The sequence below is a fragment of the Pseudomonas sp. HMSC057H01 genome, assembly GCF_001836405.1.
Taxonomy (GTDB): domain Bacteria; phylum Pseudomonadota; class Gammaproteobacteria; order Pseudomonadales; family Pseudomonadaceae; genus Pseudomonas; species Pseudomonas aeruginosa.
The window spans coordinates 18,767-40,290 of record NZ_KV828383.1 but is presented as its reverse complement, the minus strand read 5'-3'; the positions used below and the strand labels follow the sequence as shown (position 1 = coordinate 40,290).

The 21,524-nt window shown below is 66.2% G+C and carries 17 protein-coding genes; 2 read left to right on the top strand and 15 right to left on the bottom strand.

Going from position 1 to position 21,524, the window contains the following annotated elements; genetic code table 11:
* Nucleotides 1-30: 30 nt before the first annotated feature.
* The 15 genes from HMPREF2581_RS02720 to HMPREF2581_RS02650 all read right to left on the bottom strand — a co-directional run bounded on the left by HMPREF2581_RS02720 (nucleotide 31) and on the right by HMPREF2581_RS02650 (nucleotide 19,366).
* Nucleotides 31-1,764, bottom strand: a complete 1,734-nt coding sequence (locus HMPREF2581_RS02720; protein WP_003139461.1) for an FAD-dependent oxidoreductase — start codon at nucleotides 1,762-1,764, stop codon at nucleotides 31-33.
* Between the two features lie 187 nt (nucleotides 1,765-1,951).
* Complete coding sequence (locus HMPREF2581_RS02715; RefSeq protein WP_003139463.1) at nucleotides 1,952-3,019, bottom strand: acyltransferase family protein; 1,068 nt, start codon at nucleotides 3,017-3,019, stop codon at nucleotides 1,952-1,954.
* An 82-nt stretch (nucleotides 3,020-3,101) separates the two neighbouring features.
* Nucleotides 3,102-4,511, bottom strand: a complete 1,410-nt coding sequence (locus HMPREF2581_RS02710) for a lipid II flippase MurJ (protein WP_003131842.1) — start codon at nucleotides 4,509-4,511, stop codon at nucleotides 3,102-3,104.
* A gap of 1 nt (nucleotide 4,512) precedes the next feature.
* Entirely contained in the window at nucleotides 4,513-5,949 is a 1,437-nt protein-coding gene (locus HMPREF2581_RS02705) for a biofilm formation protein PslJ (RefSeq protein ID WP_003089234.1), read from the bottom strand.
* 2 nt (nucleotides 5,950-5,951) lie between these two features.
* Complete coding sequence (locus HMPREF2581_RS02700; RefSeq protein ID WP_003089232.1) at nucleotides 5,952-7,055, bottom strand: glycosyltransferase family 4 protein; 1,104 nt, start codon at nucleotides 7,053-7,055, stop codon at nucleotides 5,952-5,954.
* A complete protein-coding gene (locus HMPREF2581_RS02695; RefSeq protein WP_003089231.1) occupies nucleotides 7,046-8,254 on the bottom strand; it encodes a glycosyltransferase family 4 protein in 1,209 nt (402 codons plus the stop codon). The genes HMPREF2581_RS02700 and HMPREF2581_RS02695 overlap by 10 nt, the downstream gene beginning before the upstream one ends.
* 8 nt (nucleotides 8,255-8,262) lie before the next feature.
* A complete protein-coding gene (locus HMPREF2581_RS02690; protein WP_003089230.1) occupies nucleotides 8,263-9,591 on the bottom strand; it encodes a glycoside hydrolase 5 family protein in 1,329 nt (442 codons plus the stop codon).
* Nucleotides 9,581-10,768, bottom strand: coding sequence for a glycosyltransferase family 4 protein (locus tag HMPREF2581_RS02685; RefSeq protein WP_003089229.1), 1,188 nt, complete (start codon nucleotides 10,766-10,768; stop codon nucleotides 9,581-9,583). Before HMPREF2581_RS02685 ends, HMPREF2581_RS02690 begins: the two co-directional genes overlap by 11 nt.
* The gene (locus HMPREF2581_RS02680) at nucleotides 10,768-12,756 is read right to left on the bottom strand and encodes a GumC family protein (RefSeq protein WP_003089228.1); all 1,989 of its coding nucleotides are present in this window, start codon (nucleotides 12,754-12,756) and stop codon (nucleotides 10,768-10,770) included. The genes HMPREF2581_RS02685 and HMPREF2581_RS02680 overlap by 1 nt, the downstream gene beginning before the upstream one ends.
* Before the next feature lie 14 nt (nucleotides 12,757-12,770).
* Nucleotides 12,771-13,541 carry a polysaccharide biosynthesis/export family protein gene (locus tag HMPREF2581_RS02675; protein WP_003089227.1) on the bottom strand — a complete coding sequence of 257 codons (771 nt, stop codon included), beginning with the start codon at nucleotides 13,539-13,541 and terminating at the stop codon, nucleotides 12,771-12,773.
* Nucleotides 13,542-13,570: 29 nt separating this feature from the next.
* The gene (locus tag HMPREF2581_RS02670) at nucleotides 13,571-14,482 is read right to left on the bottom strand and encodes a glycosyltransferase family 2 protein (protein ID WP_003139465.1); all 912 of its coding nucleotides are present in this window, start codon (nucleotides 14,480-14,482) and stop codon (nucleotides 13,571-13,573) included.
* Nucleotides 14,482-15,948 carry a mannose-1-phosphate guanylyltransferase/mannose-6-phosphate isomerase gene (locus tag HMPREF2581_RS02665; protein WP_003139466.1) on the bottom strand — a complete coding sequence of 489 codons (1,467 nt, stop codon included), beginning with the start codon at nucleotides 15,946-15,948 and terminating at the stop codon, nucleotides 14,482-14,484. The genes HMPREF2581_RS02670 and HMPREF2581_RS02665 overlap by 1 nt, the downstream gene beginning before the upstream one ends.
* Nucleotides 15,948-17,384, bottom strand: a complete 1,437-nt coding sequence (locus tag HMPREF2581_RS02660) for an undecaprenyl-phosphate glucose phosphotransferase (protein WP_003111160.1) — start codon at nucleotides 17,382-17,384, stop codon at nucleotides 15,948-15,950. The genes HMPREF2581_RS02665 and HMPREF2581_RS02660 overlap by 1 nt, the downstream gene beginning before the upstream one ends.
* A gap of 532 nt (nucleotides 17,385-17,916) precedes the next feature.
* Entirely contained in the window at nucleotides 17,917-18,513 is a 597-nt protein-coding gene (locus tag HMPREF2581_RS02655) for a transglycosylase SLT domain-containing protein (RefSeq protein WP_003089218.1), read from the bottom strand.
* 118 nt (nucleotides 18,514-18,631) lie between these two features.
* The gene (locus HMPREF2581_RS02650) at nucleotides 18,632-19,366 is read right to left on the bottom strand and encodes an MOSC domain-containing protein (protein ID WP_003139467.1); all 735 of its coding nucleotides are present in this window, start codon (nucleotides 19,364-19,366) and stop codon (nucleotides 18,632-18,634) included.
* Between the two features lie 497 nt (nucleotides 19,367-19,863).
* Here HMPREF2581_RS02650 and HMPREF2581_RS32840 point away from each other — a divergent pair, with 497 nt between their 5' ends.
* A complete protein-coding gene (locus HMPREF2581_RS32840; RefSeq protein ID WP_123794462.1) occupies nucleotides 19,864-20,082 on the top strand; it encodes a hypothetical protein in 219 nt (72 codons plus the stop codon).
* Between the two features lie 226 nt (nucleotides 20,083-20,308).
* Nucleotides 20,309-21,520 (top strand): serine hydrolase domain-containing protein, encoded by a 1,212-nt coding sequence (locus HMPREF2581_RS02645; RefSeq protein WP_003139468.1) that lies wholly within the window; start codon nucleotides 20,309-20,311, stop codon nucleotides 21,518-21,520.
* Nucleotides 21,521-21,524: the final 4 nt, after the last annotated feature.

Below are 21,524 nucleotides of genomic sequence, written 5' to 3'. Positions count from 1 at the left end.
CTGTTTAGGCCGCTGCGCCCGTTGGAACGTTCAACCGCGCTGCGCTTGCTCCTGCTCGTAGCCGATGGCGCCGGCGATGTGGCGTCCGGCGATGTAGCCGAAGGTCAGCGCCGGTCCCAGGTTGATGCCGCCGGCGGGATAGTGGCCGGCGAACAGACTCGCCATGTCCGCGCCCGCCGCGTACAGGCCGGGGATCGGCTGGCCGCCGCCGTCCAGCACGCGGGCCTGGGCGTCGGTCTTCAGCCCGGCGAAGGTACCGAAGCAGCCGGGCTCGACCTGCACCGCGTAGTACGGTCCGCGTTCGATGGGGGCGACGCAGGGATTCGGCCCCGGATACGCCGGGTCGCCCTGCTTGCGGTTGAATGCCGTGCCGCCGCGGCCGAACTCTGGGTCGCGGCCCTCGCGGGCGTGGCGGTTGTATTCGGCGACGGTGGCGGCCAGGCCGGACGGGTCGATGCCGCAGCTCCTTGCCAACTGATCCAGGCTGGCCCCGCGCTTGAGATAGCCGCTGCGCAGGTGCGCGGTGATCGGCAGCGGCGCCGGACGCACGTAGCCGAGGCCGTAGCGGCGCAGGAAGCGCCGGTCGCAGACCAGCCAGGAGCGTGCCGGCTGCCCGGGCGGGGTGGCCTCGAGCAGGGCGGCGACATAGTCGTGGTAACCGTGGGCCTCATTGACGAAGCGCCTGCCGTTGGCCAGTACGCCGATCACCCCGGGCTTGCCGCGCTCGATGATGTGCGGGAAGTGCCCGGTCTCGCCATCGCCGTGGGGAACTCGCGAGACCGGCGCCCAGGCGATCGGCGAGCGCAGGTCGTCGGCCACCCGGCCGCCGGCGCTTTCCCCCAGGCGCAAGCCGTCGCCGTTGCAGCCCGGCGGCGGCAGCGGCAGCAGGGTGTCCAGGGTAGGGGCCAGCGCGGCGCGGCGCTGCGGATCATGGGGAAAGCCGCCGCAGGCCAGGACCACGGCGCCTGCCTCGATGCGCAGGAGTCCCTCGGCGCTCTCGACCAGCGCGCCGACCACCTTGCCGTCACGCATCAGCAGTTCGCGGGCTGGCGCCGATTCGATCAGGCGCACACCCAGGGCTTCGGCGGACTTGGCCAGGCGCGCTACCAGGGCCACGCCATTGACCAGGTGCATGGCGCGACCGTAGCGCAGCAGGTGCCAGAGGTGGCTGGAAAAGCGCCGGGCGACATGCAGGAAGGCCGGCAGCGAGCGGGTCAGGTCGAGGAAGGCGGCGAGGTCGGCGCCGGCCATGATCGGCATGCCCATGAACGAGGTCTCCCGCAGGGTCTTGCGCAGGCGCGGCAGCAGCGGGCCCAGTTGTCGTGCGTCATAGGGCGCGGCGACCAACTGGTGGCCGCCCTCGGCGGCGCCCGGCGTGTCGCCATGCATGTCCGGGATGCCGTTGCCGTCGACGAACCGCAGGTGGGTGTGGCGCTCGAAGAAGGCCACCATGTGCGGGCAGGCTTCGAGGAAGGCGTCGATCCGCGCGGCGTCGTAACGCTCGCCCAGTTCGTGGCGCAGGTAGGTACGCGGTTGCTCGATGTCCTCCTCGATACCGGCGCGACGCGCCAGCGGGTTGCGCGGCAACCAGGCCCAGCCGCCGGACCAGGCGCTGGCGCCGCCGAACACCGGGTCCTTCTCCACCAGGACTACCCGGCGCCCGTGCCAGGCCGCGGTCACCGCCGCCGCCAGCCCGGCGGCGCCGGAGCCGACGACCAGCACGTCACAGGTTAGCGGGGTGGTCTCGACGGCCGCAGAGGTCATGGCTTCTCCCTTTTTTCAAGATTTCGGAACGATGTTCCATATTCTAGGGAGGCAATGCCCGCCTACCAACCCGCTCGGCGAAAGGAGCGGGCGATCATCGGCCAGGTCGAAGCGAGGTCGGCCGCCCGTTAGGGAAAAGGGAGACGGGAGGGGAAAGGCCCGGCGCAGGCGCACCGGGCCGAGGGCGTCAGCGCGCTTCGCCGCCGCCCTGGACCGCGGCGGCCTTCTTGCGCACCGGGAAGGGGAAGTAGAGGGCGCGCAGCAGCGCGACGCGCTTGATCACTTCGCCGATCAGCAGCGAGGCGATCACCGAGATCACCAGGGCGACGCTGGCAGCGGCCGGTTCCGACAGGCCCAGGTGGACCAGCAGGTTGAAGGTCTTGTGCTGGATCTCGCCGTGGAAGATCAGCAGGATCAGGGTCGACTGGCCGATGTAGGTCATCGCCTTGCCCAGCCAGTCGATCTTCATCATCAGCCCGGACAGCGCCCAGCACAGGTAGACGCCGCTCACTGCCTGGACGGTGGCCCAGAACCAGTGGTCGTAGCGGCGCTGCGCCATGTCCACCACCGTCGGGTAGTAGAGGAAGCTGGCGGTGGTCACGGCAAGGGCGATGCACAGGGTCAGCAACGAACTCTGGTGGCGACGCAGGACGTCGCGCAGGACATAGCCGAACATGAAGTGGGCGCTGCTGATCAGGGTGATGTCCAGGCTGAACGGCAGGCCCGGCAGCAGGTACTGTTCGCCGCCGAACTCCACCGGGATCTGCCAGAACGTCTTGAGGAACAGGATGCCCAGGCCCAGTTGCACGGCCAGCAGCACGCAACTGGCGGCGAGGGACAGGCCGAGACGCTGGATGACGCGCAGCATGAACCAGGCGAACAGGGTCGCTACCCAGAAGTGCGGCAGGTACCAGAGCGCCTGCCAGGGCAGGGTGTCGACCGAGGCGTACAGCACTCCGCCGATGTCCGGCAGCAGCGGCTGGCCGCGCAGCAGGTCGCGGAGGATGACGTAGCCGAGCATGGTCACGAAGAACGGCTTGAGGAGGGCGTCGGCCTTGCGCAGGGCCATCTCGCCGAAGGGTTGCTCGGTCCTGAAGAACACCCCGGAAATGAAGAAGAACAGTGGCAGGATGAACGGAGAGAGCAACGGATAGAGCACGGTCGGCGAACTGGCGACGAACCAGCTGTGTCCGAAGACGATGATCAGGATGCCCACGCCGCGGGTCACATCCATCTGAATCCAGCGTTTTTTCACTTTGCAACTCCCGCTTGACGCGCTAACTCACAGTGGTTGTTCGAAGGCCCCCAGGGCCAGGCTCCCTACCCGGAGCCATGGGTCAATCGGTGCGCCAGGGCCGCAGCCAGAGCGCCATGCCGAGCAGCGCCAGGCAGCCGGCGACGGTGCCCAGGCCCAGTTGCAGCCAGATACCGTCGATGCGGAACAGCAGGCCGGCGGCGAGCGCCATGGCCAGGGCGCTCAGTAGCCACAGCCGGGCCCAGGGCAGGGCGCCGAGCAGGGCCTGGCGACGCATCAGCAGCAGCGCGGTGCAGAGCACCCCGCCAAGGGCCGCGAGGGGAATCCCTGGCAGTCCGAAAATCAACGGCAGGACCGCCAGCAGCGCGGCGTTCAGCGCGCTGCCGAGCAGCTCGCAGCGCAGCGGCAGGCGAGTATCGCCGGCGGCGTAGGCGTAACGCGCCAGCAAGGCATTCCAGGCGCCGAACACCAGTGGCACGGCGAACCAGGCCAGCAGCGCCGGCAACGGCGAGCCGGCGGTCTGCTGCGGCAGCAACAGGGCCACCAGGCCGGGTGCGGCAGCGACCAGCCCGACCCCGGCCGGCAGGGTCAGCAGGCTGGCGGTCTCCAGGCCGCGGCGAAGCAGGGCCAGGCGCTCGCCACCCTGGCGTCGGCTCATCATGCCGAGCAACACCTGGTTGAGGCTCATCAGGGCGATCAGCGGCAGGTTCATCAGCTTGCGCGCCAGGTTGACCCAGGTCACCGCGCCTTCGCCGAGCAGCGACGCCACCAGCCGCTCGACCAGCGCCAGGCCCTGGCTGGCGGCGTTGCTCAGCAACAGCGGACCGATGCGCCCGCCAAGCTCGCCCAGTTCGACGCCGGACAGGCGCCAGTGCCAGGGCCGCCAGCCCTCGATCCATAGCGAAGGCAGCAGCACCAGCGGCATCAGCAGGCTGCCGAGCAGGCAGGCCAGGGCCAGTTGTTCGGGCTGGCTGGCCTGGCCGTGCAAGGCCAGGTAGAGCACCGGCGGCAGGTTGAACAGCAGCGAGCCGAGCCCAGCCAGGACGAAACGCTCGGCGGCCTGCAGGGGGATGCTGAACAGCGCATGGAGCATCAGTCCCGGCACGCACCAGGCGAGGATCCGCAAGTTGGCCGCGGCCTGGGCGCTGGCCGTCTCGGCCAGGCCCGGGCCGAGCAAGCGCACCAGCCAGGGCGCCGCCGCCAGCAGCAGGAGGCTGAGCGCCACGGCGATACCGAGCAGCGCCGGGAGGATCGCCGCCAGCCAGTCGAGGCGACGTTCGCCCTGGCGTTCGAGGAACAGTGGCAGGGCCGCAGCGCTGAGCACGCCGCCGGCCAGCGACATGCGCAGGGCCTCGGGCAGGAACAGGGCGATGAGGAAGGCGTCGCTGCGCTCGCCGGCGCCCCAGGAGGCCACCAGCAGCCATTCGCGGGCGAAGCCCAGGCACAGGCCGAGCAGGGTGGCCAGGGTCAGCCAGAAGGCGGAGCCGAGCATCTCAGGCCTCGGCCCCGCGCTCGAGCTGTCGCTTGAGCTTGCGATAACCCACCGCCCGCGGTTGCGGCTGGCGTTCCGGGAACAGCCGGCGGGCTTCCAGCAGGTTGATCCCGACCAGCAGCCAGAACAGGCCGATCATCACCACGGCGAAGCTGAAGTAGTGGTCGAACAGGCCGCTGACCAGCGCCGCCAGGATGCCGCCGGTGCTGCCCAGCCAGATCGCGTTGTCGCGGGTCAGGCGGATCGGGCCTTTCTCCGGACGGGCTTCGCGCCACCAGCGCCAGGTCACCGCGATGAACAGCAGCATGCCGCCGAGGCCGACCTTGTACATGAAGTTCAGCCACAGGTTGGAGATGCCCAGGAGGTCGGTGCCCGGCACCGGCGGGTCGACCTTGAAGCCGATTCCCAGCGGATAGCGGGCGACGGCCTTGGGGAACATCCGGTATTCGTCGAAGCGCACCTCGGTACTGGCGTTCTGCGGCGAGAAGATGGTCGCCAGGCGTTCCTGCAACGGCGGGTAGCTGAGCACCAGGACCACCACCAGGCCGACCCCGAGCAACAGCAGGCGGCCGGTGTAGGGCACCTTGCGCAGGGACATCCAGAACAGCACCACCGCCAGGCTGAGCATCGCCCCGCGGGAACTGGCGAGGAGGATCGCGGCGGCGCCGAGGACCGCCACGGCGAGGCCCAGGCCGCGCCGCCAGCCCTGGTTGGCGACCCCGTAGCAGAACGCCAGGGGCAGCAGCAGGGCCATGATCCCGCCGGTGGCGTTGGGGTGCATCCATGGCGAGCCCATTCGCGAGGAAAGCGCCTCCAGGCCGAACTTGAGGGTGTCCAGGTTGGCGTAGTTGAACATCGCCAGGATCGGCGCCATCCCCGACGCCGAGCGGTAGCGGATGAACACCGCGATGGACATCAGCAGCATCGCCAGGGTGCCCAGCAGCAGGGCGATGACCAGTGTCTCGCGGTTCTTGCGTTCCACCAGCAGGCGTCCGGCGAGGAACACGATGGACAGGTTGAGCAACCAGCGCAGCCAGTTCGACAGGCCGCTGGCCTCGGCCTTGATGCTGACCTGGCCGACCACGAACGGCAGCACGGTGAACAGCATCAGCCACAGCAGCATGCGCTCGGTGGAGCGGTAGCGCAGCGCCGGCGCCGGCGGCAGGCGCGAGAGGAAGATGTGCCAGAGCACCGCGCCCCAGGTCAGGGCGAGAATCGCTTCGCTGACCGTCGAACGGATCCCCACGTTGACCGTGGAGTAGGGCATGAAGGTCGCCACCAGGGCGAACAGCAGCAGCCCCCAGAACGGGAAGCGCAGGATGGTGACCGCGGCCGCCAGGCCGACCATGGCGGCGCCGGCCTTGGCCGGGCTGAGCATCAGCAGCGCTCCGCCGAAGGCCAGGCCGAAGACGACAGCGACGAGGTTTCCCAACGACATTCTCAACTCAGTTCCTCGATCAGTGCGGCCAGCCGTTGCCGGTAGGCTTCGCGGTTGAAGCGTGCAGCCCAGGCGATGAGTTCTTCCGCCGAGGCCTCGCGCGGCGCATCGGCCAGGCGCAGCATCAGGCGTTCCAGGGCGGCGCCGTCGCTGGGCGAGAAGCGCGGCGCCGACGGCGGGGTGACTTCGTCCAGCGAGGTGCCGCTGGCCACCGCCACCGGCGTGCCGACGCTCAGCGCCTCGACCACCGGCAGGCCGAAGCCTTCCGCGTAGGACGGTTGCCAGAGCCGCTCGGCCTGGCGGTACAGCGCGTGCAGTTCGGCGTCGTCGAGCCCGCCGAGCGCGTGCAGGCCGGGCAAGCCGCGTTGTTCCTCGGGCAGGTGGTCGAGGCTGCCGACCAGCACCAGCGGCGGCACGCCGGGCGCCTGGGCGCGCGCCCGGGCCCAGGCGCTGACGAACCAGGGCACGTTCTTGCGCAGTTCGCGGGTACCCACCAGCAGCCAGTAGCGTGGCGGCAGGCCGCGTGCCGAGAGGTCGGCGGGTTCGCCGGCGAAGCCGTCGACCTGGTTGGGCAGCACCCGGACTTTCCCGGCGACCCCGGGAAACAGCCGCACAGCCTCGTCGGCGCTGTACTGCGAAGGGGTCCAGACACGGTCGGCGACACGCAGCGCATAGGCGATCGACAGGTAGTCGCTGACTCGATAGACCAGCGCCTTCAGGCGGTTGGCGTGGTAGTTCTTCAGGGTGATCTGGAACAGGTCGTGGATCAGCAGCGCATAGCGCACGCCCGGCGGACGCGGCGGTAGCGGCAGGCCCATGTTGAAGGTGCTGATGTACAGGTCGATGTCCTGCTCGCGCAAGGCGCGTGGGAGGAACCCGGCTTCGAAGCGCAGGCGCTGGTGCGGCTGGTGCATCGCGGTGCGCGGGCAGCCCCACGGCGGGCAGACCGCCCGCTGGCGCAGCGGGTCGTCGAGAGGGGCCACGGTGAAGCGGGTCACCTGCGTGCCGGGCAGGCTTTCCAGGGCCTGCTCCATGGCATAGACCTGGCGGCTGATGCCCGAGTGCGGCGAGCTGCCGACGGTGCGGTAGTCGAGTCCTATGCGCATGCCGGCGCTCCTTCGGCGAGGCCGGCGTAGACCTGTTCCAGTTGGCTGGCGGCGACGCTCCAGTCGTGCGCGCGACGTACGTAGGCGCGGCCGTTCTCGCCCAGCGAGCGGGCCTGCGCGGGGTCCTGCAACAGGCGCACCACGGCGTTGGCGAGCTGCTCGGCGGTTTCGCCGCCCAGGTAGTCCTCGCCGTCCCGCAGTTCCAGGCCGGAAACGCCCTGCGCGGTACTCGCCAGCGGCAGCCCGGCGGCCAGGGCCTCGAGCACCTTCAGCTTCGAACCGCCGCCATGGCGCAGCGCGGCGAGGAACACCGAACTGCTCGATTGCAGTTGCAGCAGGTCGGGAACGAAGCCTTGCCATTCGATGCGCGGATCGCTCCAGCGTTGCGCCCACTCCGCCGGCAGCGCATAGCCGCAGACGCTCATGCGCGCCTCGGGGCAGTGTGCCCAGACCCGCGGCAGGATCTCGTCGAGCATCCATTCCACGGCATCGACGTTCGGTGCGTATTCGTAGTTGCCGAGGAACAGCACGCGCTGCGCTTCGGGCGTCGGCCGGGCGGCGGCGAAGTGCTCGCAGTCGACCCCGTTGACCACCACTGGCACCGGGCGCCCGAGCATCGCGCCGAGCTGCCGCGCATCTTTCTCGGTCACGGCGACGACCGCTGCCGCCTGGCCCATCACCCGGCGTTCCCAGCGGCGGTAACGCCACTGGTCGTAGCGCACGAAGGGCAGCGCCCAGCCCGGCAGGCGGTCGTAGGTGGCGGCACCGAGGGACGACTCGACGTTGTGCTCGGTGAGCACGAACGGCTGGCCGGCGTCGCGCAGCGGTCGCTCGTAGGGCTGGAAGCTATAGCTGTGCTCGACCTGGACCACGTCCCAGGGCTCGCGCAGCAACTCCGTGGCGGTGCGTTGCAGCTCCGCCGACAGGCCGTTGACGCTGGCCAGCAGCGGGTAGGGCGCGAACAGCGCGGCGAGCAGCGTGGAGAGGCTGCGCAGCGGTCGGCGCGGCAGCACGACCAGGCGTTCGAGGAAGGGCTCCAGGGCCTGGCGATCCTCGGCGCTCACCGGCTGCTTGCTGTGCAGCAGCACGGTGATCCGGTGGCCGCGTGCCGCGAGGCTGCGCAGCAGGTGGTACTGGCGGGTCTTGCCGCCGCTGGTGGTGGGCCAGGGCGAGTAGGGCAGGATCCAGAGAATACGCATGGGTGGCTTCACTCCCAGACCAGCATCTGCAGGCTGGACTTCACCGGGACTTCCAGGCCGTCGCTGCCGCTCAAGGGCGTGACCTTGCCGCTGAGCGGATCGTGCAGGGTGGCCTCCTTGAGCTTCGGCAGGCGCACGTTGCCGCCGCGGGCCGACCAGAACAGCCAGACGTTGCGACCGTCCTCGCGGGTCCAGCCGATGCTGAAGGAACCGTCGGGCAGGTCCTCGGTGACCGGCGGGTCGGCCGGGCGCAGCTTCGGCCCGGTGACCTTGAGGAAGCGTTGCAGGGCCAGGTAGACCGGCTTGGGGTTGGCGTCCAGGTCGAGCAGGCCGTAGTCGCGGTCGCGCACGCTGGCGCGCTGGTCGAGATCGCTGAGGGTGAAGAGGAAGATCCGGTCGTAGTCCAGCGCACTCATCAGCGCCAGGCGACGCAGCACGTAGTCGGCCTGGCCTTCGACGCCAATGATGTCCTGCAACTCCTTCGGCCCCTTGTAGGCCGACCAGCCCCACTCGGTGCTCCAGATCGCCGGCACGCCGGCGTTGCGCAGGGCGCGGTTGATCTGGTTGGCGTGGGAGACGAAGTCCAGGTTCCACGGGTAGTTGCCTTCCGGCAACTGGGTATAGGGGTGGTAGGTGGCGATGGTGCCGAGGCTCTCCACGCCCAGGTGGCCGAGGGCATCGAACATGGTGCGGCCGTCGGGCATCTCGCTGAAGAAGGCCATGCCGGCGGAAACCACCGGCTTCTCCGGGTCGACCATGCGCAGGGCGATGGTGCTGGCCTGGAGCAGCTTGGCGTAGCCTTCCGGATCGGCCTTGGGCCGCCAGAAGCCGATCAGGTTGGGCTCGTTCCATACCTGCCAGGCGGCCACGCTCGGGTAGCGCTGCGAGAGCATCGCCATGCGCCGGGCGAAGACTTCCGGGTCGCGCGGCGGATACTGGTCCTGGAAGGGCGAATAGAACGGCGCGGTGGTGATGAAGCGGGCCGATCCGACCAGGTAGAACACCGACTTCAGCTGGCGCGCCTCGAGATCCTTGACCAACTGGTCGAGGGAGGCCAGCTGGTACTGGTCTTCGGCGGTTTCCAGGCGGTCCCAGTGCAGGTCCAGGCGCACCCACTCCAGCCCCAGGTCCTGCAGGCGGTCGATCTGCTTGTTGTAGCGCTCCGGGCTGAACCAGAGGAACTGCGCGTTGACCCCGAGGAAGTCTTTCCAGACCACCGCGCGAGGCGCCTTCAGTACCTGGATCTCGGCGTCCGCGGGACGCCCCCAGAACACCAGCAGCAGTACCACGGCGAGCAGCAGCGCGCTGCCGCCCAGATAGAGTCCCTTACGTGCCATGAACGGTTCCCACCATGTCGTTGAACAGTGCCTGGAAGCGCAGCGCGGTGCGCGGCCAGGTCCGCGCATGGCCGATCGCTCCGGCGCGCTCGGCCCAGGCCTGTGCCAGGCGGGGTTCGCGAGCGAGGTTCAACAACTGTTCGGAGAGGGCTGCCACGTCTCCCTGAGGGTAGATGGCGCCGTTGCCGCTGGCGACTTCCTCGGCGAAGGCGCGAGCGTCCGAGGTGATCGCGCCGCGCCCGCAGGCTGCCGCCCAGGACAGGGCGCCGCTGGTGCCGCGCTGCTGGCCGAGCAGACCGAGTTTCTTCGACTCGCGGTACGGCAGGACCATCACGTGGTGGGCCTGGATGGTACGTGGGATGTCCGCGGCGGCCAGGTTCAGGTTCCAGTCGATGGCATCGGCCAGGCCAAGCTCGGCGATCTGTGCCTTCAACTGGTCGAGGTAGTTGCCGCCGGCGCCGAAGGCCATTTCCGCGGCGGTGCCGCCGGCCAGGGTCAGGCGCACGCGCTGGCGCATCTCCGGCGCGCTGGCGAACAGGTCGGCGAGGGCCTCGAGCAGGTCCTCGATGCCTTTGCCGCGATAGATGAATCCGAAGTACAGCAGGCGCAGGGTGTCCAGCGACGGCAGCGGCACCGTGGCGATCTCCAGGTTGCCGTGGTTGATCACCTCGACCCGCCCGGGCGGCAGGCGCATCCGCCGGGCCAGGCACTCGCCGCCCAGGCCGGTGAGGGTCACCAGGCGCGTCAGGCCCTGGGCCACGGCACGCTCTTCGCGCAGGGTCAGCGGGTCGGCGAGCACCACGGCGGCCTGGGGCAGGGGAGAGGGCAGGCGTTCCAGCAGGTTCAGCGGCCAGGGCAGGCGCTCGCGGCGCCAGACCATGCGCTCCGGATCGTGCACGGTGGCGCTCAGCGGCAGGCGCGGGAAGCGCTTGCGCAGCTCGCGCAGGGCGATGAACTCACCCAGGCGGCCGCCGCCGAGTTCGGCATGGACCAGGTCGAAGGCGTTCCAGTCGACGCTGTCCAGCCGGCTGGCGATATTCGCGCTGTCGGCCGCCACGCCGGCGAGCGGCGTGGCTACTTCGATGCCGAGACCCTGCAGGGCGTTGCGGAAATGACTGGCGTAGTCGGCGATGCCATTCTTTTCCGGCGGCAGGGGCGCGAGGAGGGCGATCCGCATCAGAACGCGCTCCGGTAGCGGGCGATGGTCTGCAGGACCTTGCTCGGCACCTCGAAGCGGCGCCGGTTGATGATGATCCCGTCGACCTTGCCGAACGCCGTGGTGAGGATGGTCAGCGCATGCTCGACCACCGGCACGGTGCTCTTCTGCGCCTCCACCACCAGGGCGATCAGGTCGGCGCGGCGCAGGGCGATGAAGGCCTCGCGGCTGTCCAGCAGGGCCGGCGCGTCGAGCAATACCACTTCGCCCGGCTGGGCCGGTTCGCCGCCGACCCGCACGCGCACGCCGTTTTCCTCCAGCAGGCGGCGCAGTTGCTCGATGATGAAGGTCACGCCTTCACCGTGGCGCGCCGAGGTCAGGCCCAGGGTCAGGCCCTTTTCCTCGATGCGCGCGTAGGGCAGCAGCCCGTACAGCCGGTAGATGCTGGCGGTGAAGGCGTTGCTGCTCTCCGCGGTGCTGTTGCTCAGCTCCGGCAGGGTGGTCCACAGCGGCAGGCCGAATTTCTCCTCGACCAGGCCGCCGTCGTGGATGCGCTGGTCGAGCAGGTAGCAGAGATAGACCACCAGCAGGCCGACGGCGAGACCGAAGGGCACGGCGAGGAACAGCATCAGCAGGGTTTTCGGGAAGATCCGCCCGGGGTTGTAGGTGGCTTCCTCGATCACCGAGATGTTGCTGATCTGGCTCTTGTCCAGTTCACGGTCGATCCGCGATTTCTCCAGGCTGTCGACGTACAGCGCGTAGTTGCGCTCGGTGGCGTTCAGCTCGCGCTGCAGGCGCGCCAGGGTCGGCTCGATGTCCAGCGCTTCGCGCCGTTGCGCCTCGAGTTCGGCGAGCTGCTTTTCCTGCTCCGCGAGCTGGGTGCGCAGGGCCGCGTTGTTGCTGGTCTCGTCCAGCAGGACCCGTTCCAGGTGAGTGGTCAGGGTGTTCGGCGCGCGGTCCTCGGAACTCTGCACGGTGGCGCCTTCGTCCTGGACTTCTTTCTCCAGGGCACGGATCGAGGCGTCCAGGGCCTTCACCGGCGGCGCGTCGTCGGTGTAGGTGCGCATCATGTCGGCGCGTTCCAGGCGCTTCTGGTTGAGCAGCCGGCGCAGGTCCTGCTGCGCCGGGTTCAGCGCGATCTGCCGCACCGTGACGATCTCCCTGGGCAGCCCCTTGAGTTGCTGGCGGGTGGATTCCAGGGCGCTGTCGGAGGAGGCGATCAGGCGGATCGAGTTGAAACGCTCGCCGCGCAGCACGTTGATCCGCTCGGACAGGTCCTGCAGGCGGTCCTCGATGCTGGATGCGCCGATCTCGTTGAGGTGCTTGAGGATCTGCGCCTTGTAGCTCTTGATCTGCGCCGCGCTGTCGGCGGTCTGCGCCTCGTAGAAGGCGTACAGGCTCTTGCGGCCGAGCGCCTGGGTGCGCTCTTCCATGTAGATCTCGATCCAGGCCTTGACCACTTCCTGGGCGACTTCCGGCTCGCTCCAGGTGAAGCTGATCTCCATCACCGTCGAGCCGGCCGCATGGGTGACCTCGAATTTCTTCTCCAGGTCCTTGGCCAGGCGCTCGACCGCGGTGGTTTCCTCGATCACGCCGAAGGTTTCCAGGGTCACGCGAATCCCGTCGAACACCGCGCCGATGGCCTTCTTCACATAGAACTTGGTGCGCTTCCACAGGCCCTCCGGCGGCGGCCGGTTGGCCAGCACCTCGAGGTAGCGCTCGGCCACCTGGCGGACGATCGGCCGGCCGGTGAGCAGGCGTTCTTCGTCGACGATAGGGTCGCGCTGGGTGCTCGGCATCACCAGTGCCTGGCGGTTGCTGATCTCGATCGGCAGGGTCGAGTCACGACCCGGCTTGACCAGCAGGCGTGCGTTGGACTCGTACTTGGCCGGCAGCAGGAAGGCGCCGAGGACGATGATCACCACCGCGCTGAGGGCCGCCAGCTTGAACTCGCGCTGGTAGATGAACAGCAGGCGCAACAGATCACGCAAGGAACGAATTTCTATCATGGCGATGTCGCTCCTCAGCGATCGTTGTTGACGGTGTAGCTGACGCCGACGCCGATGGACTTGGCGAAGGGCAGCAACTGGTTCAGGTAGACGTCGACGCCCTCGATACGGTCGCCGACCATCGACTTGGGCACGAAGACGATGTCGCCACGCTGCATGGCCAGGGGCTTGCGGCCTTCCGGCCCGATCTTCATCAACTGGCTGAAGTCGAGGAAGTAGGCGTGGTAGCGGCCTTCCGAGTCCTCGCGCATGAGCGCCACGCGGCGGGCGTCGCCCACCGGCAGGATGCCGCCGGCGCCGAGGATCGCCTGCTCCATATTGTTGGCGGCGGGGATCGGCACGGCCGACGGGTTGCGCACCGCGCCGCCGACGAACACCGTATTGCCCGGCGCCTGGTTGATGTTCACCGTGACCCGCGGCTCGCGGTAGATCGGCGCGAGCTTGGTGGTCAGCTCGTTGGCGATTTCCTGCGGCGTGCGGTGCGCGGCCTGGATGCGACCGATGAACGGATAGTAGATGCTGCCGTCGTTGAGCACGGTGTACAGCGTCAGTTCATAGATGGTGGCGACGTTGAACGCCGAGAGGGTCGGCATCTCCCCGGCATCGCGGACGATCCGCAGGGTGTCCCCGACGCGCACCCGCTCCATCGCCGGCGGTAGCCTGGCGAGTTCTTCCAGGGCACGCTTGCCGCTGTCCACGGTGTCGCTGTCCGGTGCGGGAATCCGTGCGGGGGTGTTGCATGCGGCCAGGGCGAGCATGGCGAGCATGAGGAGGGTGCGTTTCATGAGGGAGCACTTCCTGTAGGTCATGATGTTCACTTCCAGTAGCCTGGAAACATGCTGATGCGGCGCTTGAGGGCGACCGGCAGGTGGCGTTCCAACTGGCCAAGGCGGTAGCCGAGCAGCTTGAACGCGCTACGCAGCGCTATTTCAGGTACGCGATACAGGGCACCGGCGGCACGCAAGGCCTGTATCTCGGCGAGGACATAGCGCTTGCCCTCGCCACCCGCGCCGCCGAAGGCGGCACGTATCCAACGCTCGCGGCCGTAGAACACGCCGATGTCGAAATAGCGGCGGAACTCTTCCAGCAAGCGGTAATCGTGGGAATGGTAGACCTCGGCGCTGGCCGCGTAGCGCACCGCGTAGCCGGCCTGCAGCAGGCGCGCGGCGACGTAGGCGTCCTCGCTGCCGATGACGTCTTCGGGGAAGCCGCCGACGGCCGCCAGGGCGTCGCTGCGGTAGGCGGAGAACGAGTCGGAACTGAAGCAGGTCTTGATCCCCAGTTCCGAGGCGTCGGCCAGGCGCTTGCTGCGGCTTTCCGGCGGGTAGTTGAAGCGCCGCGTCTGGGCGCCGAGCAGGCCGGCGCCGGGGTGCGGCAACTGGCGGCCGTAGGCCACGCCGATGTCGGCCTCGGCATAGAGTTCGTCGAGCAGGTTGGCGAAACTGTCGGGCGAGGCGGGAATGGCGTCCTGGGTCAGGTAGATCAGCGCGTCGGCCTCGACCTGCTGGCTGGCCCAGCGCCGCGTCCCGCCGTGGTTGAAGCTGGCCGGCTCGATGACCTCGACCCGCGCGCCGAAGGCGCGGAAGCGCTCCACCGTGTCGTCGCTGGAGCGGCTGTCCACCACCAGGATGCTGTCCGGCTGCCGCCGTTGCGCGGCCAGGGCCGGCAGCAGCCGGTCCAGGTGCGCGCCGGCGTTGCGCGTGGGAATGACCAGGGCGCAGCGCATCAGGCTTTCTTCTCGTCGCTGGCGGGGGCGCGACCGTAGATGTCGTTGAAGCGGACGATGTCGTCCTCGCCGAGGTACTCGCCGCTCTGTACTTCGATCATCACCAGGTCGATGATCCCCGGGTTGCTCAGGCGGTGGCTATGCCCGGCGGGGATGAAGGTGGATTCGTTGGTGTTGAGGAGAAACTCGCGCTCGCCATTCTCCACCAGCGCCATGCCGCTGACCACGATCCAGTGCTCGCAGCGATGGTGGTGCATCTGCAACGACAGCGAAGCCTTGGGGCGCACCACGATGCGCTTGATCTTGAAGCGGCGGCCTTCCTCGAGCACGGTGTAGGTGCCCCAGGGCCGGCTGACCGTGCGGTGCAGGCGGAAGGCGTCGTGGCCGCGACGCTTGAGTTCCTGGGCGACGAACTTGACGTCCTGGCTGCGCGCCGCGTCGGCCACCAGCAGGGCGTCGGGGGTGTCGACGATGATCAGGTCGTGCACGCCGACGGCGCCGACCAGGCGCTTCGGCGAATCGATGTAGCAGTTGCTGACGTCGTGCAGCACGCTCTCGCCGCGTACCTGGTTGCCGTTCTCGTCCGCCGCGCTGAGTTCGCGCAGCGCCTGCCAGGAGCCGATGTCGCTCCAGCCGATGGAGCAGGGCACCACGGCGACCTTGTCCGAGCGCTCCATCAGCGCGTAGTCGACGGAGATGTCCGGCGCCTCGGCGAAGGCCCCGGCGGCCAGCTCGCGCTGGCGGCACTGGCCGTTCTCCAGGCTGCTGCCGTCGGCCAGGGCGGCGCGGGCGGCGATCAGCACCTCCGGCGCGTGGCGCTCCAGTTCCTGCAACACGGTGGCGGCCTGGAAGCAGAACATGCCGGCATTCCACAGGTACTTGCCGCTGTCCAGGTAGGACTGAGCGGTGGCCTGGTCGGGTTTCTCGACGAAGCGCGCGACCCGGAAGCCGTTGCCCAGCGGGGCGCCCTGTTCGATATAGCCGAAGCCGGTCTCGGCGCGTTCCGGAGTGATGCCGAAGGTCACCAGGTAGCCCTGCGCCGCGAGTTCGCGAGCCTTGGCCACCGCCGCGGCGAAGGCCTGCTCGTCGCGGATCAGGTGGTCGGCGGGAAGGATCAGCAACTGCGCCTGGTCGCCGAAGTGCTCCTGCACATGCAGCGCGGCGGCGGCGATGGCCGGCGCGGTATTGCGTCCCACCGGCTCCAGCAGCAGGTCCTGGGCCAGGCCGCTGCGGTTGACCGCGCGGTAGTCGTCCAGGGTGCGGAACAGCAGGTCGCGGTTGGTCACCGTAAGCAGGCGGGCGACGTCCGGCAGCCCGGCGATACGCAGGAAGGTCTTCTGCAACAGGCTCTGGTCATCGGCCAGGCGCATGAAGGGTTTCGGCATGCTCTCCCGGGAAACCGGCCACAGGCGGGTCCCGGAACCGCCGGAAACGATGCAGGGGATCAGCGGGGCGACGGCGTTCATCAGTAGACTTCCTTGGTCAGGAGTACGGCTGGCACCGTACGGAACAGGATGTAGAGGTCGAACCACACCGACCACTTGGCGATGTATTCGAGGTCGTATTCCACGCGTTTCTTGATCTTGTGCAGGGTGTCGGTCTCACCGCGGTAGCCGTTGATCTGCGCCCAGCCGGTGATGCCGGGCTTGACCCGGTGGCGCGAGCTGTATTCGCTGACCGCTTCCTCGAAGGGAATGCCGGCGGCCTTGGTCGCCGTGGCGTGGGGGCGCGGACCGACCATCGACATGCTGCCGGCGAGCACGTTGAACAGCTGCGGCAGCTCGTCGATGCTGGTCTTGCGGATGAAGCGGCCGACCCGGGTGATGCGGTCGTCGTCGCGGGTGGTCTGGCGTTCGGCGTTGGCGTCGGTCCTTTCCGTGTACATCGAGCGGAACTTGAAGACCCAGATCAGCCGGTTGTTGTAGCCGTAGCGTTTCTGCCGGAACAGCACCGGCCCCTTGGAGTCGAGCCTGATCGCCAGGGCCACCAGGGCCATCAGCGGGGCGAAGAGGACCAGCGCGATGCTCGCCAGGACCAGGTCCTCGCAGCGCTTGATCAGCGGCGACCAGCCGCGCAGCGGCAGCTCGGACGCGTTGAACATGGGGATCCCGGAGACATCGACGATGCGGTTGTGGGCATGCCGGAAGGCAGCCATGTCCGGCACCAGCAGGACGTTCACCGGCAATTGCCGCAGGCGGTGGACGATGGCGCCGATGCGCCCCTCGGCGAACCAGGGCAGGGCGACCAGCACCTGGTCGACCTGTTCCTGGCGGATCAGTTTCTCCAGGTCCTTGGTGTTGCCCAGCAGCGGCAGCGAGTTGTAGTTCTCCGGGACCCGCTCGGAGCGGTCGTCGATGAAGCCGATGATGCCGGAGCGGATGTCGTGGTTGCGTACCAGGTATTCGGCCAGGTGCATGCCGCTCTCGGTGAAGCCGAGGATCACCGTGCGTTGCAGGTACATGCCGCGTTTCATCCAGGCCCGGTACAGGCGCAGCACCAGCAGGCGCTGCACGCCGAACAGCAGCAGGCTGCCGGTGAACCAGAAGATCACCAGCTTGCTGCTGAGGTAGGGAAACAGGCCCAGGCCCTGGTACATGAACAACAGCAGGCAGAACGCCGAGGCCCAGGCGAAGAACATGATGCGGAAGCGCAGGCGGTTGCTGAAGATATCGTCGGAGTAGACGTCCAGTGCCTGGAACATGATCACCGTGAGCGCGCCGAAGAACAGCAGCAGCCCGAGCATGTTGCTGCGCAGCTCCACGGGAACCAGGCCGGGGTAGTACAGCAGGAACAGCGCCGGGGCGATGGCGGTGAGCGCGTGTACCAGCTTGGTCGCGACCAGGAAGTACTCGATGAATCCAGCCCGTGTCAGCGACAGGCTATCTACCGACTTCGAATGCATGTTGTTTGCTCTGCCGATCACGGGCAGTCCATTGAGTGGATAGGGAAGAGCAAGGCGGTGAAGCGTCAATTTAGTGACTATTTTCATTTGCCACGCGGTTTAGTCATTTTCCCGTCGAATAGGTTCATTCGTCGATAGTGGCTTTGTGATAGCTATCTTAGCATTCCCAGGGAAATATCCGTAGTCTGGGTAAGTTTTTTTAGTCAATTTATTGACGTATTTCTGGCGCCAAACTTTTATCCAAACAGTAGACGAGGAAATCTGACGCTGCCAATCCGCGAGCGCTCTGGCCTGGGAAGCGAAACGGGGTGAAAGGTGAAGGCAGGCCGCTCGGCCAAGTGGCCTGCCGCCGGTTCGACGACCCGCCTGTTCACTGGCGCTGCGGGCTGCCTGGGCAGGATGCGCCTGCGGTTCCATGACGCAGGATGGCCGTCCGAGCGTGCCGATCCGGCTTGGGGGTGCTTGGCGGACGTTGTCCGTTGCCCTCGTCGAAGGCGGAAGAGGTTCGGGCCCGCGGCGTGCGCGGACGGGGCTACCAGAACCAGCCGCCGCGCGACAGCTCCTGCTGGCAACTGCGGTACTGGGCGCCGAACAGCGAGGCGCGGGACTGGACCTTCTGCGAGACGTTCTTCAGCCATGGCTTGGCGTCGTAGCTGCGGTTACGGTAGCCGCCCCAGCCCTCGTGGTAGTTCAGGTACTGGCCGTAGGCGTCCCACTTGGAGACGCCATTGACCCGTTGGCTCTTCTGGATGTACCAGCCCATGAAGTCCAGGGCGTCGGCGAAGTCGTCGCGGCTGGCGCCCCAGCCGCCGGCCTCGCGCTTGTAGTCGGCCCAGGTCTCGTCCTTGGCCTGGGCGTAGCCGTAGGCGGAGCTGACCCGGCCCCAGGGGATGAAACCGAGGAAGTAGTAGCGCGGCGGCAGGGCGTCGTGCTTGAAGGACGATTCCTGGTACATCATCGCCATCGGCACCTGGACCGGCGCGCCCCAGCGCTGCTGCATCTTCAGCGCCGCCTCGTGCCATTTCGGTTTTTCGCGGAAGATCTCGCAGAGGTTATCGGGATTGGCGGGGGGCTTGGTGGCGCAGCCGGCAAGAGCCAGGAGCAGGGCCGGCATCGAGAGCCGCAGCATGAAAGGGGTCCTTTGGCAGACGTCTGGGTCGCTTAACGCTGGCGCTTTATACCCGCTTTCCGGCACTCCATGCATCCCCAGGCCGATTCCCTGCCTGCGGGGGGCGGTCGGCGCTTCCTCAGGTCGGCCTGGGCGTCTCGGCCTGGCCGGGGGCTCCCTCCAGGCGCGGCCCCCAGTCCTCGACCTGGCCTTTTTCCAGGCGCCGCTCCAGGGTGCGCCGCCAGGATGGCGTCAGCGGCAGCGCCAGGCACTGGCGCAGCAGCCCGGCGTCGGCCCGCCTGTCGAACAGCACCTCGGACAGGCGCAACAGCGACCAGTCCGGATGGCGCCGTTCGACCAGTTGCAGGATATCTCCAGCCGCCACCACGCCTTCCTCCAGCACCCGGTAGTACCAGCCGGTGCGCCCGGACTCCTGCACCCTCAGGGACATCCCGGCGACCTCGAAGCGGTCGTTGAGTTTCCAGCAGGGCATGCGCCCCTGGGACACCTCCAGCAGCGCGGTGCCGGCCCGCACTCGGTCGCCGAGGCAGACGTCGGCTTCGCTCCAGCCGCTGGTGCTGAAGTTCTCGCCGAAGGCGCCCGCCTGCATCAGCAGGGGGTGTTCGCCCAGTTCGGCGATCCAGGCGGCGTAGTGTTCGCGTGGGTAATGGTGGATCGCTTTCTCGACGCCGCCATGGACGCGCAGGTCGCCCTGTTCGTCGCCCTCCAGGCCGACGGGGGTGACCCTGAGCGCACCGTCGCGCGGAGACTTGGCGATGCCGCTGCGCGAGCCGGGGCGGGTGAAGGGCCGGGCGCGGCCGGTGAGAAGGGCATCCAGGGGTAGGGCAGGCAGGGGTAGGGCAGGCAGGGGCATGGGAGGGTTCTCTAAGATGCGAGATGGTATCGACTAAATACAATATAGAGTCCGCCAAGCCTTCGCCCGCTGTCAAGCCGCCAGACCCATCCGGATGCGTCGATAGCCTCGGTGGGCGGGGGTTCGTCCCCAGGACCTAGCTGAGCTGGCCGTGGGATTCTGAAGCTCGTCAAGAGTTTTGCCGTAATGGTCACGCTGGCTTGCACGCTACGGTGCTTACGACATTACTTTGCGTACGGAACCTAGCGCAGAAGTAACACAAGCAAGTGTTCACTCGATATCTCCAAGCATGAAATGGATTTTAGAATCTATAAATTGTAGCGAATACTTCTAGTCGACTCATCTACGATAGTTACAATCTGGGTGACATGTCATTAGTATTCTCCATGGGGTGTTTAATGAAGTAAAACGCAGATAAGACATGGTGCCGCTAAGGACCTGCCGAAGAGGGTGTCCGAAAATATCCGGCATTTGTCCGAAGATACTCTAGAAAAAAGATGCTTCATGCTGGTTTTATCAGCTTCCGGGCTAGTAGTACGCATGAGGCGGCGGATGGAAACAATGAAAAAGACCGAATCTATCCTGTTGCTGATCCTCCGGGATATGCGGTGATGTTGGGTTTTTTATTGCGGGCGTCTATTGATGAGTCTGCCGCTTCATCTAAGGGCGATATCGATCATACTGCAGTGTTTCGTGTTGCTAAATTGAAAACATAGTCCAAGAGAGGCGGATACCTTCGCGACTCAGATAATAGTAGTGCATGGCATGCGTGCGGAGTAGTGTTAAGCGAGTTAAAAGTAAATATCAGTAGATGGTGAAGTGCTCTTGATCTTCACCGTTAAGAGAAAAGTCCTTAAGGACTTAACCTTGCTCCGCTACCGGATAGTCACTGGCTGTTAGCAGGGTCGAGACGAGCTAGCACAAACTGAGAGATCGCCAAGAATGATAAATAAGAGAAATGCTATTTTCCTCTCAATGATTCTCATCTTTTTTATCATCGCCTGCATTGGTAGTGCAGGTGTGAGAGTGTGGAATTTTTACACTTTGTTTGACTCGGGGAAAATTGCTGAAAATTTTCGAGCAATGCCGAGACTGTTTAACTCGGTCCCAATAAAGAAGAGCGGAGCGGCTCATTTTTTTGAAAAAAACCTCAGGGATATGCCTGGCTCATTTAGCTTTCAAGGTCACGAGGTTGGCTTTAAAAACTGGTTGGCGAGCAGCAATACCACCGGCCTTATAGTTCTCAGTGACGATCGCATTGCCTTTGAGGAATACTACCTGGGCAATAGTGCGAAAAGCCTTGCTATTGGCTGGTCGGTAAGCAAATCATTAATGTCCCTCTTGATTGGAATGGCAGTTGATGAAGGATCAATACACAGTCTGCTAGATCCTGTGAACCTGTACGCCCCACAGCTTTCTGCTGGCGGATATGCGGGTGTTTCTTTGAGAGATGTGCTTGAGATGTCATCAGGAATAGCTTTCAGTGAGGACTACGGGAATTCGGACTCCGATATCAACCAGCTAGGTAGGACTATAGCGCTTGGCGGATCAGTAAATGAAAAAGTGAGTTCATTGAGAAGAGAAGATGCCCCGGGGAGAGTGCACCACTACGTTAGCGTAGATACCCAGGTGCTTGGTATGGTTTTATTGGGCGCGACTGGTATGGGCCCCTCACAGTTTATGAATCAAAGACTTTGGCCCCAACTGGGTGCCGAATGTGAAGGTGCATGGTTAACAGACGATCGGGGCACAGAGCTAGCATTCGGTGGGGTGAACCTTTGCCTAAGAGACTTTGCACGCATTGGTCTATTATTTCTTCATGGCGGTCGCAGCCTGACTGGAAGTCAAATTGTAAGTGCTGAGTGGGTCAAGGCATCAACCAAACCTCGGAGTGCTCACTTGCGTCCTGGACGTTACATAGAGGATGGTGAGCCAAATCTTGGGTATGGTTACCAGTGGTGGATTCCAGAAGGCAAAGAAGGGGAGTTCTTGGCTATCGGAGTGTACGGGCAGTTTATTTATGTAAACCCACTTAGGCGTGTGGTGATTGCAAAGACCTCCGCGTATATCGACTACAACGTTGACGGCATCCGTATGGAGCATGAGGCACTTGCAGCGTTCAGGGCTATATCAAGAACAGTAGGGGTGAGGTGAATAT

Coding starts and splice junctions, on each gene's coding strand:
- HMPREF2581_RS02720 (WP_003139461.1), bottom strand. CDS start 1,764: ATGACCTCTGCGGCCGTCGAGACCACCCCGCTAACCTGTGACGTGCTG.
- HMPREF2581_RS02710 (WP_003131842.1), bottom strand. CDS start 4,511: ATGCTCGGCTCCGCCTTCTGGCTGACCCTGGCCACCCTGCTCGGCCTG.
- HMPREF2581_RS02705 (WP_003089234.1), bottom strand. CDS start 5,949: ATGTCGTTGGGAAACCTCGTCGCTGTCGTCTTCGGCCTGGCCTTCGGC.
- HMPREF2581_RS02700 (WP_003089232.1), bottom strand. CDS start 7,055: ATGCGCATAGGACTCGACTACCGCACCGTCGGCAGCTCGCCGCACTCG.
- HMPREF2581_RS02695 (WP_003089231.1), bottom strand. CDS start 8,254: ATGCGTATTCTCTGGATCCTGCCCTACTCGCCCTGGCCCACCACCAGC.
- HMPREF2581_RS02690 (WP_003089230.1), bottom strand. CDS start 9,591: ATGGCACGTAAGGGACTCTATCTGGGCGGCAGCGCGCTGCTGCTCGCC.
- HMPREF2581_RS02685 (WP_003089229.1), bottom strand. CDS start 10,768: ATGCGGATCGCCCTCCTCGCGCCCCTGCCGCCGGAAAAGAATGGCATC.
- HMPREF2581_RS02680 (WP_003089228.1), bottom strand. CDS start 12,756: ATGATAGAAATTCGTTCCTTGCGTGATCTGTTGCGCCTGCTGTTCATC.
- HMPREF2581_RS02675 (WP_003089227.1), bottom strand. CDS start 13,541: ATGAAACGCACCCTCCTCATGCTCGCCATGCTCGCCCTGGCCGCATGC.
- HMPREF2581_RS02670 (WP_003139465.1), bottom strand. CDS start 14,482: ATGCGCTGCGCCCTGGTCATTCCCACGCGCAACGCCGGCGCGCACCTG.
- HMPREF2581_RS02665 (WP_003139466.1), bottom strand. CDS start 15,948: ATGAACGCCGTCGCCCCGCTGATCCCCTGCATCGTTTCCGGCGGTTCC.
- HMPREF2581_RS02660 (WP_003111160.1), bottom strand. CDS start 17,384: ATGCATTCGAAGTCGGTAGATAGCCTGTCGCTGACACGGGCTGGATTC.
- HMPREF2581_RS02655 (WP_003089218.1), bottom strand. CDS start 18,513: ATGCTGCGGCTCTCGATGCCGGCCCTGCTCCTGGCTCTTGCCGGCTGC.
- HMPREF2581_RS02650 (WP_003139467.1), bottom strand. CDS start 19,366: ATGCCCCTGCCTGCCCTACCCCTGCCTGCCCTACCCCTGGATGCCCTT.
- HMPREF2581_RS32840 (WP_123794462.1), top strand. CDS start 19,864: ATGCTTCATGCTGGTTTTATCAGCTTCCGGGCTAGTAGTACGCATGAG.
- HMPREF2581_RS02645 (WP_003139468.1), top strand. CDS start 20,309: ATGATAAATAAGAGAAATGCTATTTTCCTCTCAATGATTCTCATCTTT.